Origin of the sequence: Vibrio cionasavignyae, assembly GCF_050337155.1 — a bacterium.
GTDB classification, from domain to species: domain Bacteria; phylum Pseudomonadota; class Gammaproteobacteria; order Enterobacterales; family Vibrionaceae; genus Vibrio; species Vibrio nomapromontoriensis.
Genome location: NZ_JAKJSR010000034.1, coordinates 24,163 through 43,234 on the forward strand (window position 1 = coordinate 24,163; position 19,072 = coordinate 43,234).

Here is a 19,072-nt window from a genome sequence, read left to right on the forward strand (position 1 = left end):
TTTGTAAGTCTGTATTTAACAACTCATACCCATAGAAAAGTATCATTTTTCATACAATATTTCGCCATCTACACTGCCGTTCGTCAACTAAAAAAGGAATCCCCATGAGAAAAACAGACATGGTTTCAGAAGCCGAAGCACTTCCTGGCAGAGAACATGCCATCGCCATCATGGAACCACACTTTATTTACCACAATGATGTCACCGCTCCTTTAGCGGAGCATGAAGAAAGTATTATAGTTGGCTTAGGGTGCTTTTGGGGGGCTGAGCGTGTTTTTTGGCAACTCCCTGGTGTCACGAGCACCTCTGTAGGTTACGCGGGAGGCTATACGCCTAACCCAACCTACGAAGAGGTGTGTTCAGGCATGACTGGTCACACAGAGGTCGTACGTATTGTCTATGACACCACGCTCACTACGCTCACCGACCTTCTCAAAGTTTTTTGGGAAAAACACGACCCGACGCAAGGAATGCGTCAAGGTAATGATGTCGGTACGCAGTATCGATCCGCCATCTATTGCAATGATGACAAGCAGCTAGTATTGGCGCAAACCACTAAACAACAGTTTCAACAGGCGCTAGGGGATAAAGGCGAAATTCAAACTGAGATTCGCCTCTCAGACCATTACTATTTTGCTGAAGTCTACCACCAGCAATACTTGGCAAAAAATCCCAACGGCTATTGTGGTATAGGCGGAACGGGCGTTTGCTTCCCTCCTCAATAAAAATATGCTGCATGCTAGATTAGCGTAAAAAAAATGCCCCAGACAAGTCTGAGGCATTTTTTAACGTTTGGTTTAGACTGCTTATATCGCTAAGGCAGCAATCTCACCGTTAATCTCTTTAAAGGCATCCAGTTTACGGCGGTCTTCCATCCCCGGAAGTAAAACCTTGCCATTATCGAACATGAACAATCCAAGACCAGCAATAAAGAATTGCCCTTTAAATAAAGTTTTTACAAACTTTGCGATCTGTTTCGGACGATAAACCGTAAATTTTTTTAGCATAATCTGACCTCAATATCCGTTTGAGTAAATCTTGTCTTACACAGTTCTTTGCTGTGCCTCGCAATATCTTTTGCGTCTATTGACAAGTATACCTGAACTTTCGCATTAGACAAATTGAAATTAACATCTTTGCAACAAGTTATAAATCACTGTTATGCTTATGATGATTTTATCAAGCTGAGTACATGTCTTGGTCAAATCAACATCTACAAGTTGTACTTAACCTAAGGTTCACCTATGGTTATCGCGATCATCAAATAATAATATGGAAATATCACAATGAAACTAAAGTCTCTCCTCTCTTTAACGTTACTCTGTCTGCCAACACTCGCGTTAGCGACCAATGTACAAGTAGGCTCAGCCGCGCGTTCTGTCTCTGTCGATGCTCATGGTGAGCTTTTACTAGAAGGCGACACCATTAATTATAGCGCTTGGAAGAGTACACAAATGCTCGGAAAAGTACGGGTTATTCAGGCCATTGCAGGACGTAGCAGCTCGAAAAAAATGAACGCCCCACTCATGGCAGCCATTACTGATGAAAAATTCCCAGAAGACAGCTATCAAACGACAACGGTGATCAATCAAGACGATGCGATGTGGGGAACGGGATCATTCGTAAAATCATCGGCAGAGGACAGCAAAAAAGAATTTCCTTGGTCATCCATGGTCCTTGATGAGCATGGCTTAGTGGCAAGTGCATGGCAATTAGAAGCCGAAAGCTCCGCTATTATTGTGCAAGATAAATCAGGGAAAGTACTATTCGTGAAAGAAGGGATATTAAGTGACGATGAAGTCAACTCCGTTCTAGAGCTAATCAAACAAAACCTATAATAAGTTACGCATACCACCGCAAGGGAGCACCTCTCTCCCTTGCCTTCTCCCAGCTAAATAGACCGAAACCTCACCATTCATCTGGAAAAAATATTTAGTTGTTATACTATAACAATTAATTTCAAATAGAAGAGTTCATGTCGTGTTACGAACCTATGCCGTTACATCAGGTACACCCTTGTATCATGCTCTCGCATTGGCTTTGCTTCTACTCTCTATTAATTTTATTTCCATCGAACATCACTACGAGCAACATAGCGATCACCAGCATCACCAGTGCGCCCTTTATGGCAAAGGCTCACACTCCATTCCGACCTCAGGCTTAGCAATTCCACTTCCAACACTGGCTCCCGATACCATTCAGCCATCGTTTAATGAAGTTGCCAACCGACCGCCTTTATCTGTTTCTGCTCGCTCCCCTCCAATGCCCAGTTAACTCATACACTCTTATTTTTATTACACATTTTATTTATTAGGAATCACCATGAAACTACGTATGACTTTACTCGCCTCTATCATCGTTGCCCCTATTGCTGTCGCAAATGACGAGTTTCGTCAACATGACGCTCATGTCCATGGACAAGTAGCGATGAACATTGCTCAAGATGGCCAAGACTTATTATTCGAAATTACAGCACCAGGCGCCGATGTTGTTGGATTTGAGCATAGTGCTAAGAGTGAGGCTGAAAAGAAGGCTCTTGCTAACGCTGAAGCCATACTGGCACAAGCGGACAAGATCTTTACCCTACCAAGCTCACTAGGCTGTACACTCGTTGATACTCATGTTGAACACGGGTTAGGTGGGCACGACGACCATGAAGATCACAGCGCTCATAAAGGTCATCATGACCACGGCGATCATGAGCATGAGAAACATGCGGAGCATGACGGTCACGACGATCACGGCCATGAAAAACACGCAGAGCATGATGGTCATGACGACCACGACCACGACCACGACCACGACCACGACCACGACCACGACCACGACCACGACCAACATGATGGACACGGCGAATTTACCGTGCAATACCAATTTAGCTGTTCAAACCTATCTGACCTCTCAAAAATTGAAACCCAATGGTTTACTCACTTCCCATCAACCGAGAAAGTATCAGTCAACCTATTAACCGATAACGCTCAATCTGCTAGTGAGCTCAACTCAACGTCAACCACGATTCAATTTTAACGAATTCGACTCGATTAACTGCTGCCCTGAGCTTTCGCTTGGGGCATATTTAGTGAGGTCTTTATGACGAGCGTAATTGAGCTCAGCAATGTTTCTTTTTGCTGGCAAAAAAACCAGCCGCCCACCATCGATATCCCAGAGCTCATCATCGAGCAAGGTGAGCATTTATTTTTAAAAGGGCCAAGTGGCAGCGGAAAGTCGACACTATTGAGCCTACTGACCGGTATTAATACTGCCGACTCTGGTGAGGTTAAAGCACTAGGGCAATCCTTGACCCAGTTGCCATCACGACACAGAGACCGTTTTCGAGCAGACCATATTGGTTATATTTTCCAACAATTTAACCTGATCCCTTACCTGTCGGTTATTGATAATGTCACACTCCCTTGTGAGTTTTCTCAACATCGACGTAATAAAGTTTCAGGCACACTCCAAAACGAGGCTAAGCACTTACTACAACAGTTGCACCTTGACCCACAGCTATGGATGAAGCCTGTGGTTGAGCTGAGTATCGGCCAACAGCAAAGGGTGGCGGCTGCGCGCGCTTTGATCGGACAACCAGAAATTCTCATTGCAGATGAGCCGACATCCGCACTCGACCATGATAATCGCGAAGCCTTCATTACACTGCTAATGGAGCAAGCAAACCAAGTAAACTCAACCATGGTATTCGTTAGCCACGATCCAAGTTTAGAGCCGCTGTTTAGTCGCAGTGCTAATTTGACTGTTTTAAATCAGGCGAGGTCATCATGAGTATCACCCTAAAGCTGGCTTGGAAAAGCGTGCTCAATCGCAAAACCACCGCCATACTCACCGTACTCACTGTGGCGATTTCCGTTATCTTATTAATGGGCGTCGAACGTATTCGTACTCAAGCGAAAAGTAGTTTTGCTAATACTATTTCTGGCACCGATTTAATCGTCGGAGGACGGTCAGGCCAAATCAACTTATTGCTCTACTCGGTATTTCGCATTGGTAATGCCACTAACAATATTGATTGGAAGAGCTTTGAAGAATTTAGTCAGCACAAAGCCGTCAAATGGGCGATTCCCATCTCTCTTGGAGATTCGCATAAAGGCTTTAGAGTCATGGGCACCAATCACAGTTATTTCGAGCACTATCAGTACGGTAAAAAGCAGGCTTTGACCTTTAGCCAAGGTCGTGCTTTTGATAGTGTATTTGAAACGGTTCTCGGCTCAGACGTGGCAAAATCATTAGGGTATAAAATTGGCAGCGAAATCATTATTGCTCATGGTATCAGCGATGTGAGTTTCAGCCGCCACGACAACCTCCCCTTTAAGGTCGTCGGTGTATTAGCCCCGACCGGAACCCCTGTCGACAAAACCGTACATGTCTCACTTGGTGCTATTGAAGCTATACACGTAGGGTGGGAAACCGGTGCTAACTTGGGTAATGCCCCGAGTAAAAAGCAATTAGAAAATCTGGACTTCCAACCTAAACAAATTACTGCAATGTTGGTTGGGCTAAACAGTAAAATCCAAACATTTGCACTACAAAGACAAATCAACACCTACAAACAAGAGCCATTAAGCGCCATCATGCCTGGTATCGCCTTACATGAATTATGGGGTTTAATGAGCGTGGCAGAGCAAGCTCTGTTAATGGTCTCTATTTTTGTTGTGGTTGCTGGTTTGATGGGAATGTTATCTAGCTTATTAACAAGCCTGCAAGAACGTCGGCGTGAAATGGCAATTCTACGGGCAATGGGAGCAAGACCGAGACATGTTTTTGCATTGTTGGTCAGTGAAGCAACGGCTTTAACGACTGTCGGTATAATCGTGGGGGTTGCAGGCACTTATGGCCTACTTGCTATCGCGAGTCCCATCATTGCGTCACAATATGGAATTAGTATAACCTTATCAGGCGTTAGCCAACATGAATGGCTGCTACTTGGTTTTGTGCAACTGGCTGGGATCCTTATTGGATTCTTCCCTGCCTTACGCGCCTATCAACAATCTTTAAGCGATGGCATGACCATCCGAGTATGACGAGATTTTTATGACAATATTCACTCGCATAAGCTGTGTCATTATGCTGACTATGGGCTTATGTCTACCTCCCGCACTAGCTCAAGGTAGCGAAAGTACCGATAGCGAAGTGCTTAAGCTTGATTGGATTGATTTAATCCCCGAAGCGGAGCGAAATCAGTTTGATGCCGTCGGTATGCCTATAACCAATCACTCTGGTGGACAAATGGAACAGTCAAAAGTTGGCACCGTTCGTCAAGAGCTTGATGGCAGCACAGTAAAAATACCAGGCTTTGTCGTGCCACTAGAAGGCGATGAAGATACGGTGACTGAATTTTTGTTGGTGCCCTATTTTGGTGCTTGCATACACGTCCCACCACCACCGCCAAACCAAATCGTTTATGTGAAATTTAAACAAGGCGCACCAGTGCATCGTCTATGGGATGTCATTTATGTTGTAGGGACACTGAAGACAGAGACCATCAATTCTGAACTTGCCGAGACAGGTTACTTAATTGAAGGTCTCCATATTGAAGATTACGATGATAACTAGAATGCACATAACAAATACGCAACAAAAAACTGCGTGACGAAAATGGATGATTTGCTAGCGTATAGTATTTAACTGATATAGGTTGAAAGATACGCTAGCACGCCGATATAGACGCCTAGTAACAATACCGTCGAGATATGTTTCTTGAGTTTAGGTTCTCCTGAGTGCCGCATAACGCCCCCCTTACTTACCCAATAAATTTAACAAAATTTTATCATTTAGCCTAGGTATTTTTACAACATACCTGCTCTAATTGTTAAATCGGAAAATAGCTCACACAAATAGCGCTAGTCATATTGGCAAAACCTCGTTAAATTTATCTTTCATCCCAAACTCTCATTCAACCTGCCAAGTGTATGACTATGAGCAATGTAACGACCAGCAGTCCATCTCCAATCATTGAGGCGACATCCGCGCGTAATGAGCAAACTCAGAAAAAGAGTTCTCATATGCGTGACAGTGCGAGTCGTATCCGAGCCATTGCTCAAAACCACTTGCTTGACGCTCTCATCGGTGAAGAGTCCCCCAGCAAAAGTGTTTTTGAACGAGCAATACAACGAGACAAACAGCGCAAAGAGCAACGACAAAAAAACCTGGAGCAAATCGTCAAGTTGTCACTTCAAGCATGTAACAGCGAAGTATCCAGCGAACCCGATTTTGATTGGCTATTGCGCTTTTTTGATATGGCTCAGGATATTCATAATACGTCCATGCAAAAGCTCTGGGCGCAAGTGCTCAAAAGAGAAGTCACTAATCCCGGATCCACCTCAATGAAAGCACTAAAAACGCTTAGGGACATGACACCAAAAGAAGCTCAAACACTGCAACGAGCCGCCTCTCTTGCTTGCAGCTTTGGTGCAGACAGTAGCCGAAAGCTACTATTAGGGATCAAACATCATGCAGGACTCTTTAGCTTTTCAAAAAGAGAGAGCTTCGATGAACTAAGTCTAGGTGAGTTTAACCTGCCATATTCAAGCCTATTACTGCTCATAGAGTTGGGAATTTTGTTAGGTACAGAACTGGAGTCAGGGGAAATTGCGCAAGAGCCAGCATTGAAGCTCAACTACCAAGGAAGCGAGTTTCTGCTGCAATCTAAGCTGAAAGGGATTCGGCTAACCTACTATCGCTTTACTCCAACAGGGAATGAATTATGCCAGCTGTTAGGGCATCGCGGTAATACTCATTACCAAGAGAAACTGGTGAATTTGCTCAACAGAAAATTCACTGTCGCGGGTGAAGTAACGTCCTCTTTTCACCACCAAGTCTAATGATAGTCAGCATCACTAAGATGCGAAGACAAAGGAATAGAGTGTGCCCCCTATTCCTTACCCACCTAGCCTTGCCAGTTTACGCAAAGTCATCACATGGAATGAAATCATTGCCTGAATAGTAACCGGGTGGGATTAACCAATGATCCCTTTTTCTTTAAGTACCGCTAAGCAGTCTTCCACCAACGTTGCGACGCTTTTCTCGCTCGCTTGAAGATGAATATCTGGGTCAATAGGTTGTTCATATTCAGAATCAATGCCAGTGAAGTTAGCGATCTCACCTGCTCGTGCTTTCTTATACAAGCCTTTAGGATCCCTAGATTCACATACCGCTAGACTCGCATCCACAAACACTTCTAAAAACTCCCCCTCTGGAAGCAGTGATTTCACTAACGCCCGCTCTTCTCTATGAGGAGAGATAAAGGCAGAGAGTACAATCAATCCAGCATCCGCCATCAGTTTTGCTAACTCACCAACACGGCGAATATTTTCACGTCTGTCTTGTTGCGAAAAGCCAAGATCTCGACACAAACCGTGTCTAACATTATCCCCATCCAGTAAGTAAGTATGGTGACCCAAACGAAGTAACTCCGTTTCTAATGCACCCGCAACCGTGGACTTTCCAGCACCAGAAAGTCCGGTAAACCATAATACAACGGGCTTTTGCTGCTTTAATTCTGAACGCTGCAATTTGGTGACGTAATGCTGATGCCAGATCACGTTCTCATCTTTATCTAAAGTAATGTCCGACATATAAATCCTTAATTGTCACTCTCATCAATATTAAAATGGAAAGAAGTACGGAATAAGCGCTAATACCAGTACCGAATACACGATAGAAATAGGGATGCCTATTCGCAGATAATCTTTAAGTTGGTAATTACCAACGCTATACACCAACAAGTTAGTTTGATAACCATACGGTGAAATGAAGCTTGCACTAGCGCCAAATAACACCGCCATAATAAACGGCATCGGATCAACGCCGTAGCCCACTGCCATGCTGTAGCCAATAGGAAAAGCGAGAGCCGCTGCGGCGTTATTGGTAATCAGCTCCGTAAGAATTAAGGTCACAAAATAAGTCGCCACCAAAGCCCCGAAGACACCCCAACCGTTAAACAACTCCATAAACATCTCGCCCATCCGTACAGATAGGCCCGTTGAGATCATCAATTGAGCAATAGATAGCGCCGAGCCAACAATCACGACGATGTCCGTTGGAAAGCGTCGTCTTAGCTCACCAATATTCACGATGCCAAAAGCAAGAATCGCGATAAGATATAGCGCAAGCCCTTTAATGATCGGCAAAATGTTAGTAAGTGCTAACGCAATAACGACAACAAAGCCCAACAGCACATAACTCGACTTCGAAATATCTAGCCGAGCACTCGAGTCTAAGTCATTCACCAAGACAAACTCTTTACGATACTTACGCCTTTCATCGTCAAAACGTTTTCCAGGCGCTAAAACCAACGTATCGCCGGCTTGCAAAACAATGTTCCCTAATCCACCTTCCAAACGTTCATGTCCACGACGAATGGCCACAACTACTGCATCAAACTTGTCACGAAAATGACTCGATTTCAGCGTTTTATTACAAAACGTAGCCGAGGAACTCACTACGACTTCAAGAAGATTTTGACCATTTAAATGATGCTGTCCAAAAAACGTCAGTCCATTGATTTCTTGTAACGTATTGACGCTCTCTACATCACCACAAAACAATAGCCTGTCTTTTGCCTTCAACACAAAATCGGGACCAACGGAAGCAAGCGTGTCACCATCACGCACTACTTCAGCTAAAAACAATTTTCTTAATGCACGTAAGTTATTCTCAGCAATACTGCCACCCACAAGTGGTGAGCCAGGTTCAACCCTAGCTTCCAAAAAGTAAGGCAGTTCATCTTGATTATCATCATCATAGTTTGGTAATAGGTAGCTCAGTGGAATCAGAATAATGACGCCACCAACTAAGACACTCAAACCAATCCAAGTTGGTGCAAAAAAATCAAGACTCGGTAATCCTACATCTTCAACAAAGCTATTAATGATCAGGTTGGTTGAGGTACCTATGAGCGTTAGTGTTCCCCCCAAGATAGCCGCATAAGACAAAGGAATGAGTAATTTAGAAGGCGCATGGCGTTGGTTACGTTTAATCGCCCCAATAAGCGATACTACGACAGCGGTATTATTGGTAAACGACGACAACAGGGCCGTAGAAATCCCCAGTTTGGCGACCACCGACCCGAGTCTTCCGGTTGCAATAGAACGGCTTACCCAGCTAATCAAACGTGTCTTCTCTAAAGCGGCAGACGACATAATCAACAGCACTAACGTCAATAATGATGAGTTCGTGAAGTTCGTGGCGATAACACTCAATTCTGTCATACCACTAATGAAAGCAATAAACGCTGCGCCAGCAAAAATAAGGCTAGGTTTAATTTGAGTTGCTACCAAGCAGCTAATGATTGACATCAATAGCGCTAAGACGACTCCCTGTTCCCACATAATCCTTATCCTCGATAGCAGCTACACGGTCGATTAATCTATCATTAGGCTGACGAGATCATCGACCGAGTAAACAGTCACTCACCACTAGGGCTACACGTTAAATTTTTGCATCCCACTCAGGGAAGTGCTTCATGATTAACGCTTTCAACTCACTTTCAAACGCCCCCATACGTTCCTTAGGCGAGCGCTCTTGCTCTGCTAACGCATCACGTACTAAACCAGCTCCGACCGTCACATTGGTCAGGCGGTCAATGATAATAAAGCCTCCGGTATCTTGAACCGCATCATAGTTATCAATGGCTACTGACTCAGTGAGTGACCACTCACATAAACCAATTCCGTTGAGGGGTAAGGTTTCTGTATCAAATGATGCGAGCGTGTTAATGTCGTACTGGTGACGCACTGTCTCTAATTGACCTTGGGTTTTCTTACCAGCAATCTTGATGTCGTACGTTTTTCCTGCCGCGAGCGCGTCATCCGTCATCCAAACCACGTCGGCAAGTAATCGGTTTGAAGACGTGACTTTTGCGTCTTGCTTAACAATCAGATCACCTCGACTAATATCAATTTCATCGCTCAATGTTAGCGTGACCGCTTGTCCTGCAAAGGCTACATCTAAGTTTCCATCAAAGGTGACAATACTCTCGATGGTGGATGTTTTTCCCGATGGTAATGACTTAATTTCATCGCCAACTCGAACTTCGCCCGAGCCAACCGTCCCCGCAAAACCACGAAAGTCTAGGTTTGGGCGGCTGACATATTGCACCGGGAAACGGAATTCCCCATAGCGTTTGTCTTGATCGATATCGACATTCTCAAGCAACTCTAAAAGCGGCTTTCCTTGATACCAAGGCATGTTTTCGCTGGGCTCAACCACGTTGTCGCCGTCAAGCGCAGACAAAGGAATAATTTGAATATCAATGCCTTTACCTAGCTTCTCTGAAAATGCCAAATAATCATCACGAATGGATTCAAATCGTTGCTGGGAAAAGTCAACTAAGTCCATTTTGTTTACAGCAACCACAAAGTGCTTTAAACCCAGTAGACTGGCGATAAAGGAATGGCGTCGAGTTTGATCTAACATGCCTTTACGTGCATCCACCAAAATCACCGCTAAATCACAGGTCGATGCGCCAGTAGCCATGTTACGAGTATATTGTTCATGCCCTGGAGTATCGGCAATGATGAACTTTCGCTTTTGAGTTGAAAAATAACGATAAGCTACATCAATGGTAATACCTTGTTCGCGCTCAGCTTGCAGACCGTCAACTAACAGCGCAAGATCAGGCTTATCCCCTGTCGTCCCTACGCGTTGGCTATCTGAGTGAACCGCAGCTAGTTGATCTTCATAAATTTGCTTAGAATCATGGAGCAAGCGCCCAATTAACGTACTCTTACCATCATCAACTGAACCACAGGTCAGAAATCGAAGTAAGGATTTGTGTTGATGCTGATTGAGGTATCCCTCAATGCCTAGCTCGGCAAGTTGTGCTTCTACTGCGCTATTCATAATGTGTCCCTTCGATCCTTAGAAATATCCCTGACGTTTTTTAAGCTCCATTGATCCAGACTGATCATGGTCGATCGCACGGCCTTGTCTTTCACTGGATGTCGCAACCAGCATTTCTTCAATAATTTCCGTCAACGTCGCCGCCTCTGATTCCACTGCACCTGTGAGTGGGTAGCAACCAAGTGTTCTAAAACGTACGCTTTTGTTCTCTACTTTTTCGTCTGGTTGAATGTCCATTCGATCATCATCAACCATGATTAACATGCCATCGCGCTCCACGACTGGTCGCTCAGCGGCCAAGTAAAGCGGTACAATATCAATGCCTTCTAAATAGATGTATTGCCAGATATCCAGTTCCGTCCAGTTTGACAGAGGGAATACTCGGATACTCTCACCCTTGTTGATTTGCCCGTTATAAGTTTTCCATAATTCAGGGCGTTGGTTCTTTGGATCCCAGGTGTGATTTTTGTCGCGGAAAGAGTAAACGCGCTCTTTGGCTCTGGATTTTTCTTCATCACGACGTGCCCCACCAAAAGCCGCATCAAAGCCATAGTGATTCAGCGCTTGTTTGAGCCCTTGAGTTTTCATGATATCCGTGTGTTTTGAGGAACCATGCACAAATGGATTTATCCCCATCGCAAGGCCTTCTGGGTTCTTATGTACCAAAAGCTCAAAGCCATAGTTTTTCGCCGTGCGATCACGAAATTCAATCATCTCTTTGAATTTCCAATCGGTATCGACATGCAATAAAGGAAAAGGTATTTTCCCTGGGTAAAATGCTTTTCTAGCCAGATGCAACATGACTGAAGAGTCTTTACCGATCGAATACATCATGACCGGATTATCGAATTCGGCAGCGACTTCACGAATAATGTGAATGCTCTCCGCTTCGAGTTGTTTGAGGTGAGTGAGTCTTTCTTGATCCATTTGTTGTGCTTCCTTTTTTTCGAGTAAAGGCCATTAAACCTCTACCAGACTGAATTCCTATGCACTCTTAACTTTGAGTACTTGAGTCGATGCCTCACCAAACCAAGCAAGATCTTTCGCTAATTCAACGACCTCGCCTACTACGATCAATGATGGAGCTTGAGCATCTCTCGCCAGATCCGTAAGATCCTTCAGTTGACCCACAAACACTTTTTGCGTCTGTTGAGTACCACGTTCAATGATGGCAATGGGTACGTTCGGGCTTCTTCCATGGAGAACCAATTGCTGCTGAATATAGTCGGATTTCATCAATCCCATATAAATCACAAGTGTTTGTTTAGGACGTGCGAGTGTCGACCAATCCATATCATCACTGTTTGGCTTTAAGTGCCCAGTAACAAACAAAGCAGATTGAGCGTAATCGCGGTGGGTAAGAGGAATGCCGGCATACGCCGTTGCACCAGCAGCTGCGGTGATACCCGGAATAACTTGAAACGAAATACCCGCTTGCGCCAACACTTGAAGTTCTTCGCCCCCTCGTCCAAACATAAAAGAGTCACCTCCTTTAATTCGAACCACTTTGTGACCGCTTTGAGCAAACTCGAGAAGTAGCTGGTTAGTCTTTTCCTGAGGTACGCTGTGGTGGCCGGCTCGTTTACCAACGCACACCAACACCGTGCTTTCTGGCACCAATGCCATTATTTCGTCAGACACGAGATAGTCATATAAAACGACATCTGCCTGCTGCAAATAATTAAGAGCCTTGAGCGTCAATAACTCAGGGTCGCCAGGGCCAGCACCGACCAACGCAACTTCACCAGACTGAAGTATCGACGTCGGTAACTTAGGCTTTACCGAACTCGTCACCAACTGAGGTGTCGTTTTCAATTCCGTTATTGGGTTAAAAGGCTGTTCCATTGTGGCCGTCCATCGCGTCTCTGATGATGGCATTATGACCAACTGGCTATATTACCGGAAATTCTAAAATTTCATTTTTTATTCCAAAAACCACTATAGGATTTATTTGCAGACTTTTGTTACACGGAACAACGCAAGGCTAGCTAACAGCAGCTATTGTTAACAGCACAATGTGCATATGAGACTTACAAGCCAAATATCACAATAACAATCAATTCAGATCACACTTTACCTATGTATGAAAAATAAATTTCACATCAAATTGATACAATCTGCATGTTTTGAAACAAATTTCCATAAAAAGGATATGAAGATGAAAGTGGCAGTGAAACCGATTTCGATCGCCGTTCTTAGCGGTATGCTTGCAATAGCAGGCCCAGTCATGGCTGATGAAATTAAGCTTAGAATAATCGAGACAACCGACATTCATACGAATGTGATGGATTATGACTACTACAAAGACAAGCCTTCACAAAAGATCGGCTTAGCTCGAACTGCCACTTTGGTTAAAGAAGCCCGTAAAGAAGTCACCAACAGCGTTTTAGTTGATAATGGCGACCTTATCCAAGGGAGTCCAATGGGTGATTACATGGCTGCTAAAGGGGTCAAGGACGGCGATGTTCACCCTGTCTATAAGGCTATGAACCAGCTTAATTATGATGTGGGTAATATTGGTAACCATGAGTTTAACTACGGACTAGACTTTTTAGCGGCAACGCTAAAGGGAGCTAACTTCCCTTACGTCAGCGCTAATGTGTTTGATAAAAAGACAGGGGAACACTACTTCAAGCCTTACCTCATCAAAACCCATACCTTCAAAGACAGTGACGGAAAAGCTCAAGAAGTTAAGATAGGTTATATCGGGTTTGTTCCACCGCAAATCATGGTGTGGGATAAGAAAAATCTCGAAGGTAAAGTGTTTGCAAAAGATATTAAAGCGACCGCTGAAGAGCTAGTACCTCAAATGAAGAAAGAGGGCGCCGATATTGTTATTGCCATCCCTCACTCTGGTGTATCCAGCGATCCTTACAAAACTGGCGCAGAAAACTCAACGTATTACCTCTCTGACGTTGAAGGTATCGACGCGATTGCATTTGGGCACTCTCATTCGGTATTTCCAGGTAAGGGCTTTGACAACATTCAAGGTGTCGATAACCAAAAAGGCACTATCAATGGCGTCGCTGCCGTCATGCCAGGCCGCTGGGGCAGCCATGTCGGTGTCATGGACTTAATGTTAGAGAAGGAGGGCGATAGCTGGAAAGTCACAAATGCACAAACTGAAGCTCGTCCTATCTATGATGCGAACAATAAGAAAGCCATGGTTGACGCCGATAAAGGGATAGTAGAGGCGATCAAAGATGACCATGATGCGACCCGTGACTTCGTCAACCAGCCAATTGGTAAAGCAAATGATGTCATGTACAGCTTCCTGGCATTAGTACAAGATGACCCTACCGTGCAAATCGTTAACTTGGCACAAAAAGACTATGTAGAAACCATGATCCAAGGCGACCCTGACTTGGATGGTCTTCCAGTCCTTTCTGCAGCAGCGCCATTTAAAGCGGGCGGTCGAAAAAATGACCCAGCTAACTTTACTGAAGTTGAGTCAGGCCAACTGACTTTCCGAAATGCTGCCGATCTGTATCTCTATCCAAACACGCTTGTGGCATTAAAAATGTCAGGTAAAGAAGTAAAAGAATGGCTAGAGTGTTCTGCTGGGCAATTTAAACAAATTGATATTACCACTGACCAACCACAGTCTCTCATTGATTGGGATGGCTTCCGTACATATAACTTCGATGTTATGGATGGGGTAAACTATCAAATCGACGTAACCCAACCGGCTCGTTACGATGGCAACTGCAAGCCACTGAATGAAGACAGTGAGCGTATTGTCGGTCTGACCTACCAAGGTAAACCTATCGATATGGATCAAACCTTCATTGTCGCGACCAACAACTATCGCGCATACAGTAACAAGTTCCCGGGAACAGGCAGTGAGTTTATCGCCTTTGATTCTCCAGATGAAAACCGCACTATCGTGGCAAATTACATCTCTAAGATCAGTAAAGAAAAAGGGGAAGTGACACCTAGCGCTGATAACAACTGGACGTTTGCGCCGATTACATCAAAAGTAAAAGTTGATGTTCGTTTTGAGACATCACCTTCTGACAAGGCGGCACAATTTATTAAAGACAAAGGTCAATATCCAATGGAGAAAGTCGCGACGGATGACGTTGGCTTTGCTGTCTATCGTATAGACCTACAAAAATAATTCGCCTGCTCATGAGTATTAAGCCACGCTGACGCGTGGCTTTTTTAATTCATCCGGTTTACTCTAAACGCTGATCAGCTATAGGTGATAAGTGAATGCTAACTTGGAAAACAAAGACATTTAATGAATTAAGTACACTAGAGTTGTATCGACTACTAAAATTGCGAGTTGATGTGTTCGTTGTTGAGCAAACTTGCCCCTATCCAGAGCTCGATGATAAAGATCACCAAGAAGGCGTACACCAACTACTTGGCTATCATGGGGATGAACTTATCGCCTGCGCGAGACTGTTACCTAAGGGGGCCAGCTACAATGAGGTTAGCATTGGGCGTGTTGCGACTAAAGAAAGCCATCGAGGAAATGGGCTAGGACATGATCTCATTGATCAGGCAATCAAAGAATGTGACCGACTATGGCCAAATGAAAATATCACAATTGGTGCTCAGTATCATCTCCAAGCCTATTATGGAAAGCATGGGTTTTGTGCTTGTTCAGAGCAATATCTCGAAGACGATATCCCACATATAGACATGAGACTGACGCGATAGCGTCAGCCTGATTACGCTACTTACTACGTCCAAAACCGCCGTCTGATAGACGGAAAAACATAACAGATTGCTCGCCTTTTTCGATCTGCAAGATATCGAGCTGCCCCTCTGGGCTGTACTTGAAGCGAATAAGCTGCCCCTGTTTAATTCGGCTTAACGGTTTGTCACTGCCTTCAACACGAGCCAACGAATTCAGATCAGCCATCGGCAGTTGATTCTTGCGAAAAACTTGCGCCAACGTATCGCCTTTCTTTACCGTATATTCATGCCATTGCGTCTCAACCGCCTCTTCAGCTTGGACAACACCGCTTTGTTCACTCAATGATTGAGTATTGACGCTCACCGTCACACGTTGATTAGTTGGACTTGGTTGTGACACATCGCCCTCACTTGAAGGCCAAAGCAATAATACAATTACGACAGGGGCGATGACACTCAATAAACGACGATGCAACCGAGGTAAGCCCAGCCAAAACGTACGGGACTTTTCCTTAGCTCTTAACCCTTCTGATTGAATGGTCATTTTTATCTTTGAAAAGTCGATGTTTGCCCATAAGGCCTTAAACGATTGTAAGGGATCGCTTTTCTGCTTTTTCCTTTGACGACGATTCATTCCTATCCGTCTCCTGCTACACAACGGCTCCAGTTTAAGAAAACCCACGATCAGAGTATAGAAAAATCGTAGGAAAACCTATTTATAGCAGTCTAATGTCACAAGTTTTACAACTTCCTCAAATTAAATAGTAAAACTTCTTAAGACCATTCCGGTTTTATTTCAGAACTGGTATCCTTTCGGCTTCATTCGATAAGTAAAGAGAGACCGTCATGTCTGACGTGAAATTAGAAACTGTAGAACAAAAAGCAAGCTACGGTATTGGTCTACAAATGGGCCAACAACTTGCTGGAAGCGGCCTAGAAGGTCTTAACGTTGATGCGATCGCTAAAGGTATTGCAACAGCGCTTACTGGTGATATGCCAGAAATCGAAATTGATGAGATCAACAACGCATTACAAGATCTGCACACACGTGCGGAATCTGCGCGTCAAGAAGCGGCTAAAGCAGCTGCAGCAGACGGTGAAGTATTCCTAGCAGACAACGCACTTCGTCCAGAAGTGACTGTTCTTGAATCTGGTCTACAATACGAAATCATCACTGAAGGTACTGGTGAAATTCCAACTTCAGACAACACTGTACGTGTTCACTATCACGGCGAGCTAACTGACGGTACTGTTTTTGACAGCTCTGTATCACGTGGCCAGCCAGCTGAGTTCCCAGTAACTGGCGTAATTAAAGGTTGGGTTGAAGCACTTCAACTAATGCCTGTTGGTTCTAAGTGGAAACTTTGTATCCCACAAGATCTTGCATACGGTGAACGCGGCGCTGGCGCAGCAATCCCACCATTTGCAGCACTTGTATTTGAAGTAGAGCTTCTAGAAATCCTAGGCTAATCTTCAAAGAAAAAATATACCAAGCAGTGATTCGTCACTGCTTTTTTTTTGTCTACACTTACGATCGAGCACATTTAAATGGATCGTATTATGAACAACACTCTTCCCCTCGCATTATCATTTTCTCTTTTGACCTTACCAGTAATGGCCGAATTCGATTTACCCAAGATTGACTCAGACTCAGCGAATAGTCTGCTGAGTAGTGCTAATTCATTGAGCCAATTTCAAGACTCCGCGATGATCAATGACCTAACAAATAATTTATCAGTGTCCCCCGAGCAAGCCTCTGCTGGCGCAGGGGCGCTACTCTCTTTAGCTCAGAGTCAACTGGGAACTAGTGGCGTAACCGAGCTCCACTCACTCATTCCGGGTCTGTCATCTTTGGATAGTAGTGGATTACTAAAATCGGTGGAAAGTATGGAGGGTGTTAAAAGTGCCTTCTCATCCGTTGGGCTCGACCCAAGTATGATTTCGCAATTTGCGCCTGTCGTATTGGAATACTTAGGAAAACAAGGCGCGAGTTCCGAACTGCTCAGTTCGCTAACGAGCCTTTGGCAATAATTGATAGCGATAAGCTAACGTCACCTCTAGGAACTGAGTTTCCAATATCTTAGTTCACTAACATGCAGATACAAAAAAGCCGAGCATAAATGCTCGGCTTTTCAGTTCTTACGAACCTACTGATTACTCAGCAGCAGCTTCTTCAGATGCTTCTGGGCGATCTACAAGCTCAATGTAAGCCATTGGAGCTTTATCACCAGCACGGAAGCCAGCTTTTAGGATACGTGTATAACCGCCTTGACGGGCAGCAAAACGTGGACCTAGTTCGTTGAATAGTTTCGCAACTACTTCGTTATCACGAGTACGTGCAAATGCTAGACGACGGTTAGCAACACTGTCAGTCTTAGCTAGTGTAATCAAAGGCTCAACTACGCGACGTAGCTCTTTTGCTTTAGGCAATGTAGTCTTGATTACTTCATGACGTACAAGAGAGCTAGCCATATTGCTGAACATCGCTTTGCGATGACTGCTGTTGCGGTTGAGTTGACGACCACTCTTACGATGGCGCATGACCTAATCCTTCTAACTAGTATCGATTAATCTTCAGCGATAGACGCTGGTGGCCAGTTTTCTAGGCGCATGCCCAGAGAAAGACCACGTGATGCAAGTACGTCTTTAATCTCAGTAAGAGATTTTTTACCAAGGTTAGGCGTTTTAAGTAGCTCAACCTCAGTACGCTGTACAAGATCACCGATGTAGTGAATCGCTTCTGCTTTCAGACAGTTAGCAGAGCGAACTGTTAGTTCAAGATCGTCTACAGGACGCAGTAGAATAGGATCGAACTCCGGCTTCTCTTCTTTCTCCTCAGGAACACGTACATCGCGAAGATCTACGAATGCATCCAATTGCTCAGCTAAAATAGTAGCTGCGCGACGGATAGCTTCCTCAGGTTCAAGAGTACCGTTCGTTTCCATGTCGATGACAAGCTTGTCTAAGTCAGTACGTTGTTCTACACGAGCTGCTTCAACAGCATAGGCGATTTTATCGACTGGGCTGTATGTAGCATCTACAAGTAGACGACCGATTGGACGCTCATCTTCTTCAGTATGGATACGAGCTGAAGCTGGAACGTAACCACGACCACGTTCAACTTTGATACGCATAGCGATCTCAGCGTTGTCATCCGTTAGGTGACAAATAACGTGTTCTGGGTTAGCGATCTCTACATCACCATCATGGGTGATGTCACCTGCAACAACAGGGCCTGAGCCTGATTTATTCAGCGTAATGAATACTTCATCTTTGCCTTCGGCAACGCGAACAGCTAGACCTTTCAAGTTAAGCAATATCTCAAGGATATCTTCTTGAACGCCTTCTTTAGTGCTGTACTCGTGCAGAACGCCTTCTATTTCAACTTCTGTTACAGCACAACCTGGCATAGAAGATAATAGAATGCGACGAAGTGCATTACCTAGAGTGTGACCGAAACCACGCTCTAATGGCTCAAGAGTTACTTTTGCGTGTGTCGTGCTGATCTGTTCAATATCAACAAGACGTGGCTTAAGAAATTCTGTTACAGAACCCTGCATTGTGTCCT

20 protein-coding genes and 1 pseudogene are annotated in these 19,072 nt (G+C 44.4%); 12 read left to right on the top strand and 9 right to left on the bottom strand.

What is annotated here, in order from left to right:
* Nucleotides 1–104: 104 nt before the first annotated feature.
* Nucleotides 105–725: a peptide-methionine (S)-S-oxide reductase MsrA gene (msrA, locus tag L4D74_RS23085; RefSeq protein ID WP_428754787.1), complete on the top strand. Its 621-nt coding sequence runs from the start codon at nt 105–107 to the stop codon at nt 723–725.
* 81 nt (nt 726–806) lie between these two features.
* Here the strand turns inward: msrA and L4D74_RS23090 are convergent, their stop codons facing one another.
* The gene (locus L4D74_RS23090) at nt 807–1,007 is read right to left on the bottom strand and encodes a DUF1107 family protein (protein ID WP_250619368.1); all 201 of its coding nucleotides are present in this window, start codon (nt 1,005–1,007) and stop codon (nt 807–809) included.
* A 279-nt stretch (nt 1,008–1,286) separates the two neighbouring features.
* Between L4D74_RS23090 and L4D74_RS23095 the strand changes: the two genes are divergently transcribed.
* The 7 genes from L4D74_RS23095 (at nt 1,287) to L4D74_RS23125 (ending at nt 6,836) form a co-directional block, all read left to right on the top strand.
* Nucleotides 1,287–1,838, top strand: coding sequence for a YtfJ family protein (locus L4D74_RS23095; RefSeq protein WP_428754788.1), 552 nt, complete (start codon nt 1,287–1,289; stop codon nt 1,836–1,838).
* Between the two features lie 142 nt (nt 1,839–1,980).
* Nucleotides 1,981–2,274: a DUF2607 family protein gene (locus L4D74_RS23100; protein ID WP_428754789.1), complete on the top strand. Its 294-nt coding sequence runs from the start codon at nt 1,981–1,983 to the stop codon at nt 2,272–2,274.
* 48 nt (nt 2,275–2,322) lie between these two features.
* On the top strand, nt 2,323–3,027 hold the full coding sequence (gene zrgA / locus L4D74_RS23105) for a zinc uptake protein ZrgA (RefSeq protein WP_428754790.1): 705 nt from the start codon (nt 2,323–2,325) through the stop codon (nt 3,025–3,027).
* A 63-nt stretch (nt 3,028–3,090) separates the two neighbouring features.
* Complete coding sequence (locus tag L4D74_RS23110) at nt 3,091–3,780, top strand: ABC transporter ATP-binding protein (protein WP_428754791.1); 690 nt, start codon at nt 3,091–3,093, stop codon at nt 3,778–3,780.
* Nucleotides 3,777–5,036, top strand: a complete 1,260-nt coding sequence (locus tag L4D74_RS23115; RefSeq protein ID WP_428754792.1) for an ABC transporter permease — start codon at nt 3,777–3,779, stop codon at nt 5,034–5,036. The genes L4D74_RS23110 and L4D74_RS23115 overlap by 4 nt, the downstream gene beginning before the upstream one ends.
* Before the next feature lie 10 nt (nt 5,037–5,046).
* The gene (locus L4D74_RS23120; RefSeq protein ID WP_428754793.1) at nt 5,047–5,568 is read left to right on the top strand and encodes a DUF3299 domain-containing protein; all 522 of its coding nucleotides are present in this window, start codon (nt 5,047–5,049) and stop codon (nt 5,566–5,568) included.
* Nucleotides 5,569–5,930: 362 nt separating this feature from the next.
* On the top strand, nt 5,931–6,836 hold the full coding sequence (locus tag L4D74_RS23125; RefSeq protein ID WP_428754794.1) for a TIGR03899 family protein: 906 nt from the start codon (nt 5,931–5,933) through the stop codon (nt 6,834–6,836).
* 135 nt (nt 6,837–6,971) lie between these two features.
* Here the strand turns inward: L4D74_RS23125 and cysC are convergent, their stop codons facing one another.
* The 5 genes and pseudogenes from cysC to cobA form a co-directional block, all read right to left on the bottom strand.
* A complete protein-coding gene (gene cysC / locus L4D74_RS23130; protein WP_428754795.1) occupies nt 6,972–7,589 on the bottom strand; it encodes an adenylyl-sulfate kinase in 618 nt (205 codons plus the stop codon).
* 30 nt (nt 7,590–7,619) lie between these two features.
* On the bottom strand, nt 7,620–9,344 hold the full coding sequence (locus L4D74_RS23135) for an SLC13 family permease (RefSeq protein ID WP_428754796.1): 1,725 nt from the start codon (nt 9,342–9,344) through the stop codon (nt 7,620–7,622).
* A gap of 100 nt (nt 9,345–9,444) precedes the next feature.
* Nucleotides 9,445–10,857: a sulfate adenylyltransferase subunit CysN gene (gene cysN, locus L4D74_RS23140; protein WP_428754797.1), complete on the bottom strand. Its 1,413-nt coding sequence runs from the start codon at nt 10,855–10,857 to the stop codon at nt 9,445–9,447.
* Nucleotides 10,858–10,875: 18 nt separating this feature from the next.
* Nucleotides 10,876–11,802: pseudogene (gene cysD / locus L4D74_RS23145) on the bottom strand (sulfate adenylyltransferase subunit CysD); the annotation flags it as partial.
* A gap of 39 nt (nt 11,803–11,841) precedes the next feature.
* Nucleotides 11,842–12,702 carry a uroporphyrinogen-III C-methyltransferase gene (gene cobA / locus L4D74_RS23150; protein WP_428754798.1) on the bottom strand — a complete coding sequence of 287 codons (861 nt, stop codon included), beginning with the start codon at nt 12,700–12,702 and terminating at the stop codon, nt 11,842–11,844.
* A 313-nt stretch (nt 12,703–13,015) separates the two neighbouring features.
* Here cobA and cpdB point away from each other — a divergent pair, with 313 nt between their 5' ends.
* Together cpdB and L4D74_RS23160 are read left to right on the top strand one after the other, a co-directional pair.
* A complete protein-coding gene (gene cpdB, locus L4D74_RS23155; RefSeq protein WP_428754799.1) occupies nt 13,016–14,977 on the top strand; it encodes a 2',3'-cyclic-nucleotide 2'-phosphodiesterase in 1,962 nt (653 codons plus the stop codon).
* Nucleotides 14,978–15,072: 95 nt separating this feature from the next.
* Entirely contained in the window at nt 15,073–15,525 is a 453-nt protein-coding gene (locus L4D74_RS23160; RefSeq protein WP_428754800.1) for a GNAT family N-acetyltransferase, read from the top strand.
* A 16-nt stretch (nt 15,526–15,541) separates the two neighbouring features.
* Here the strand turns inward: L4D74_RS23160 and L4D74_RS23165 are convergent, their stop codons facing one another.
* Nucleotides 15,542–16,138, bottom strand: coding sequence for an OapA family protein (locus L4D74_RS23165; protein ID WP_428754801.1), 597 nt, complete (start codon nt 16,136–16,138; stop codon nt 15,542–15,544).
* A 212-nt stretch (nt 16,139–16,350) separates the two neighbouring features.
* On the opposite strand from L4D74_RS23165, the gene bamJ reads away from it, so the two are divergent.
* Nucleotides 16,351–16,974, top strand: a complete 624-nt coding sequence (gene bamJ / locus L4D74_RS23170) for a BamJ family beta-barrel-assembly machinery protein (protein ID WP_428754802.1) — start codon at nt 16,351–16,353, stop codon at nt 16,972–16,974.
* A 90-nt stretch (nt 16,975–17,064) separates the two neighbouring features.
* Complete coding sequence (locus L4D74_RS23175) at nt 17,065–17,535, top strand: DUF2780 domain-containing protein (RefSeq protein WP_428754803.1); 471 nt, start codon at nt 17,065–17,067, stop codon at nt 17,533–17,535.
* A 123-nt stretch (nt 17,536–17,658) separates the two neighbouring features.
* Here L4D74_RS23175 and rplQ read toward each other — a convergent pair whose 3' ends face one another.
* Entirely contained in the window at nt 17,659–18,045 is a 387-nt protein-coding gene (gene rplQ / locus L4D74_RS23180; protein ID WP_031493230.1) for a 50S ribosomal protein L17, read from the bottom strand.
* Between the two features lie 26 nt (nt 18,046–18,071).
* Nucleotides 18,072–19,064 carry a DNA-directed RNA polymerase subunit alpha gene (locus L4D74_RS23185; RefSeq protein ID WP_102471322.1) on the bottom strand — a complete coding sequence of 331 codons (993 nt, stop codon included), beginning with the start codon at nt 19,062–19,064 and terminating at the stop codon, nt 18,072–18,074.
* Nucleotides 19,065–19,072 lie beyond the last annotated feature (8 nt).

Excerpts from the sequence above, each read along its gene's own strand:
- msrA (WP_428754787.1), top strand. The coding sequence starts at position 105 with ATGAGAAAAACAGACATGGTTTCAGAAGCCGAAGCACTTCCTGGCAGA.
- L4D74_RS23090 (WP_250619368.1), bottom strand. The coding sequence starts at position 1,007 with ATGCTAAAAAAATTTACGGTTTATCGTCCGAAACAGATCGCAAAGTTT.
- L4D74_RS23095 (WP_428754788.1), top strand. The coding sequence starts at position 1,287 with ATGAAACTAAAGTCTCTCCTCTCTTTAACGTTACTCTGTCTGCCAACA.
- zrgA (WP_428754790.1), top strand. The coding sequence starts at position 2,323 with ATGAAACTACGTATGACTTTACTCGCCTCTATCATCGTTGCCCCTATT.
- L4D74_RS23110 (WP_428754791.1), top strand. The coding sequence starts at position 3,091 with ATGACGAGCGTAATTGAGCTCAGCAATGTTTCTTTTTGCTGGCAAAAA.
- L4D74_RS23115 (WP_428754792.1), top strand. The coding sequence starts at position 3,777 with ATGAGTATCACCCTAAAGCTGGCTTGGAAAAGCGTGCTCAATCGCAAA.
- L4D74_RS23120 (WP_428754793.1), top strand. The coding sequence starts at position 5,047 with ATGACAATATTCACTCGCATAAGCTGTGTCATTATGCTGACTATGGGC.
- L4D74_RS23125 (WP_428754794.1), top strand. The coding sequence starts at position 5,931 with ATGAGCAATGTAACGACCAGCAGTCCATCTCCAATCATTGAGGCGACA.
- cysC (WP_428754795.1), bottom strand. The coding sequence starts at position 7,589 with ATGTCGGACATTACTTTAGATAAAGATGAGAACGTGATCTGGCATCAG.
- L4D74_RS23135 (WP_428754796.1), bottom strand. The coding sequence starts at position 9,344 with ATGTGGGAACAGGGAGTCGTCTTAGCGCTATTGATGTCAATCATTAGC.
- cysN (WP_428754797.1), bottom strand. The coding sequence starts at position 10,857 with ATGAATAGCGCAGTAGAAGCACAACTTGCCGAGCTAGGCATTGAGGGA.
- cobA (WP_428754798.1), bottom strand. The coding sequence starts at position 12,702 with ATGGAACAGCCTTTTAACCCAATAACGGAATTGAAAACGACACCTCAG.
- cpdB (WP_428754799.1), top strand. The coding sequence starts at position 13,016 with ATGAAAGTGGCAGTGAAACCGATTTCGATCGCCGTTCTTAGCGGTATG.
- L4D74_RS23160 (WP_428754800.1), top strand. The coding sequence starts at position 15,073 with ATGCTAACTTGGAAAACAAAGACATTTAATGAATTAAGTACACTAGAG.
- L4D74_RS23165 (WP_428754801.1), bottom strand. The coding sequence starts at position 16,138 with ATGAATCGTCGTCAAAGGAAAAAGCAGAAAAGCGATCCCTTACAATCG.
- bamJ (WP_428754802.1), top strand. The coding sequence starts at position 16,351 with ATGTCTGACGTGAAATTAGAAACTGTAGAACAAAAAGCAAGCTACGGT.
- L4D74_RS23175 (WP_428754803.1), top strand. The coding sequence starts at position 17,065 with ATGAACAACACTCTTCCCCTCGCATTATCATTTTCTCTTTTGACCTTA.
- rplQ (WP_031493230.1), bottom strand. The coding sequence starts at position 18,045 with ATGCGCCATCGTAAGAGTGGTCGTCAACTCAACCGCAACAGCAGTCAT.
- L4D74_RS23185 (WP_102471322.1), bottom strand. The coding sequence starts at position 19,064 with ATGCAGGGTTCTGTAACAGAATTTCTTAAGCCACGTCTTGTTGATATT.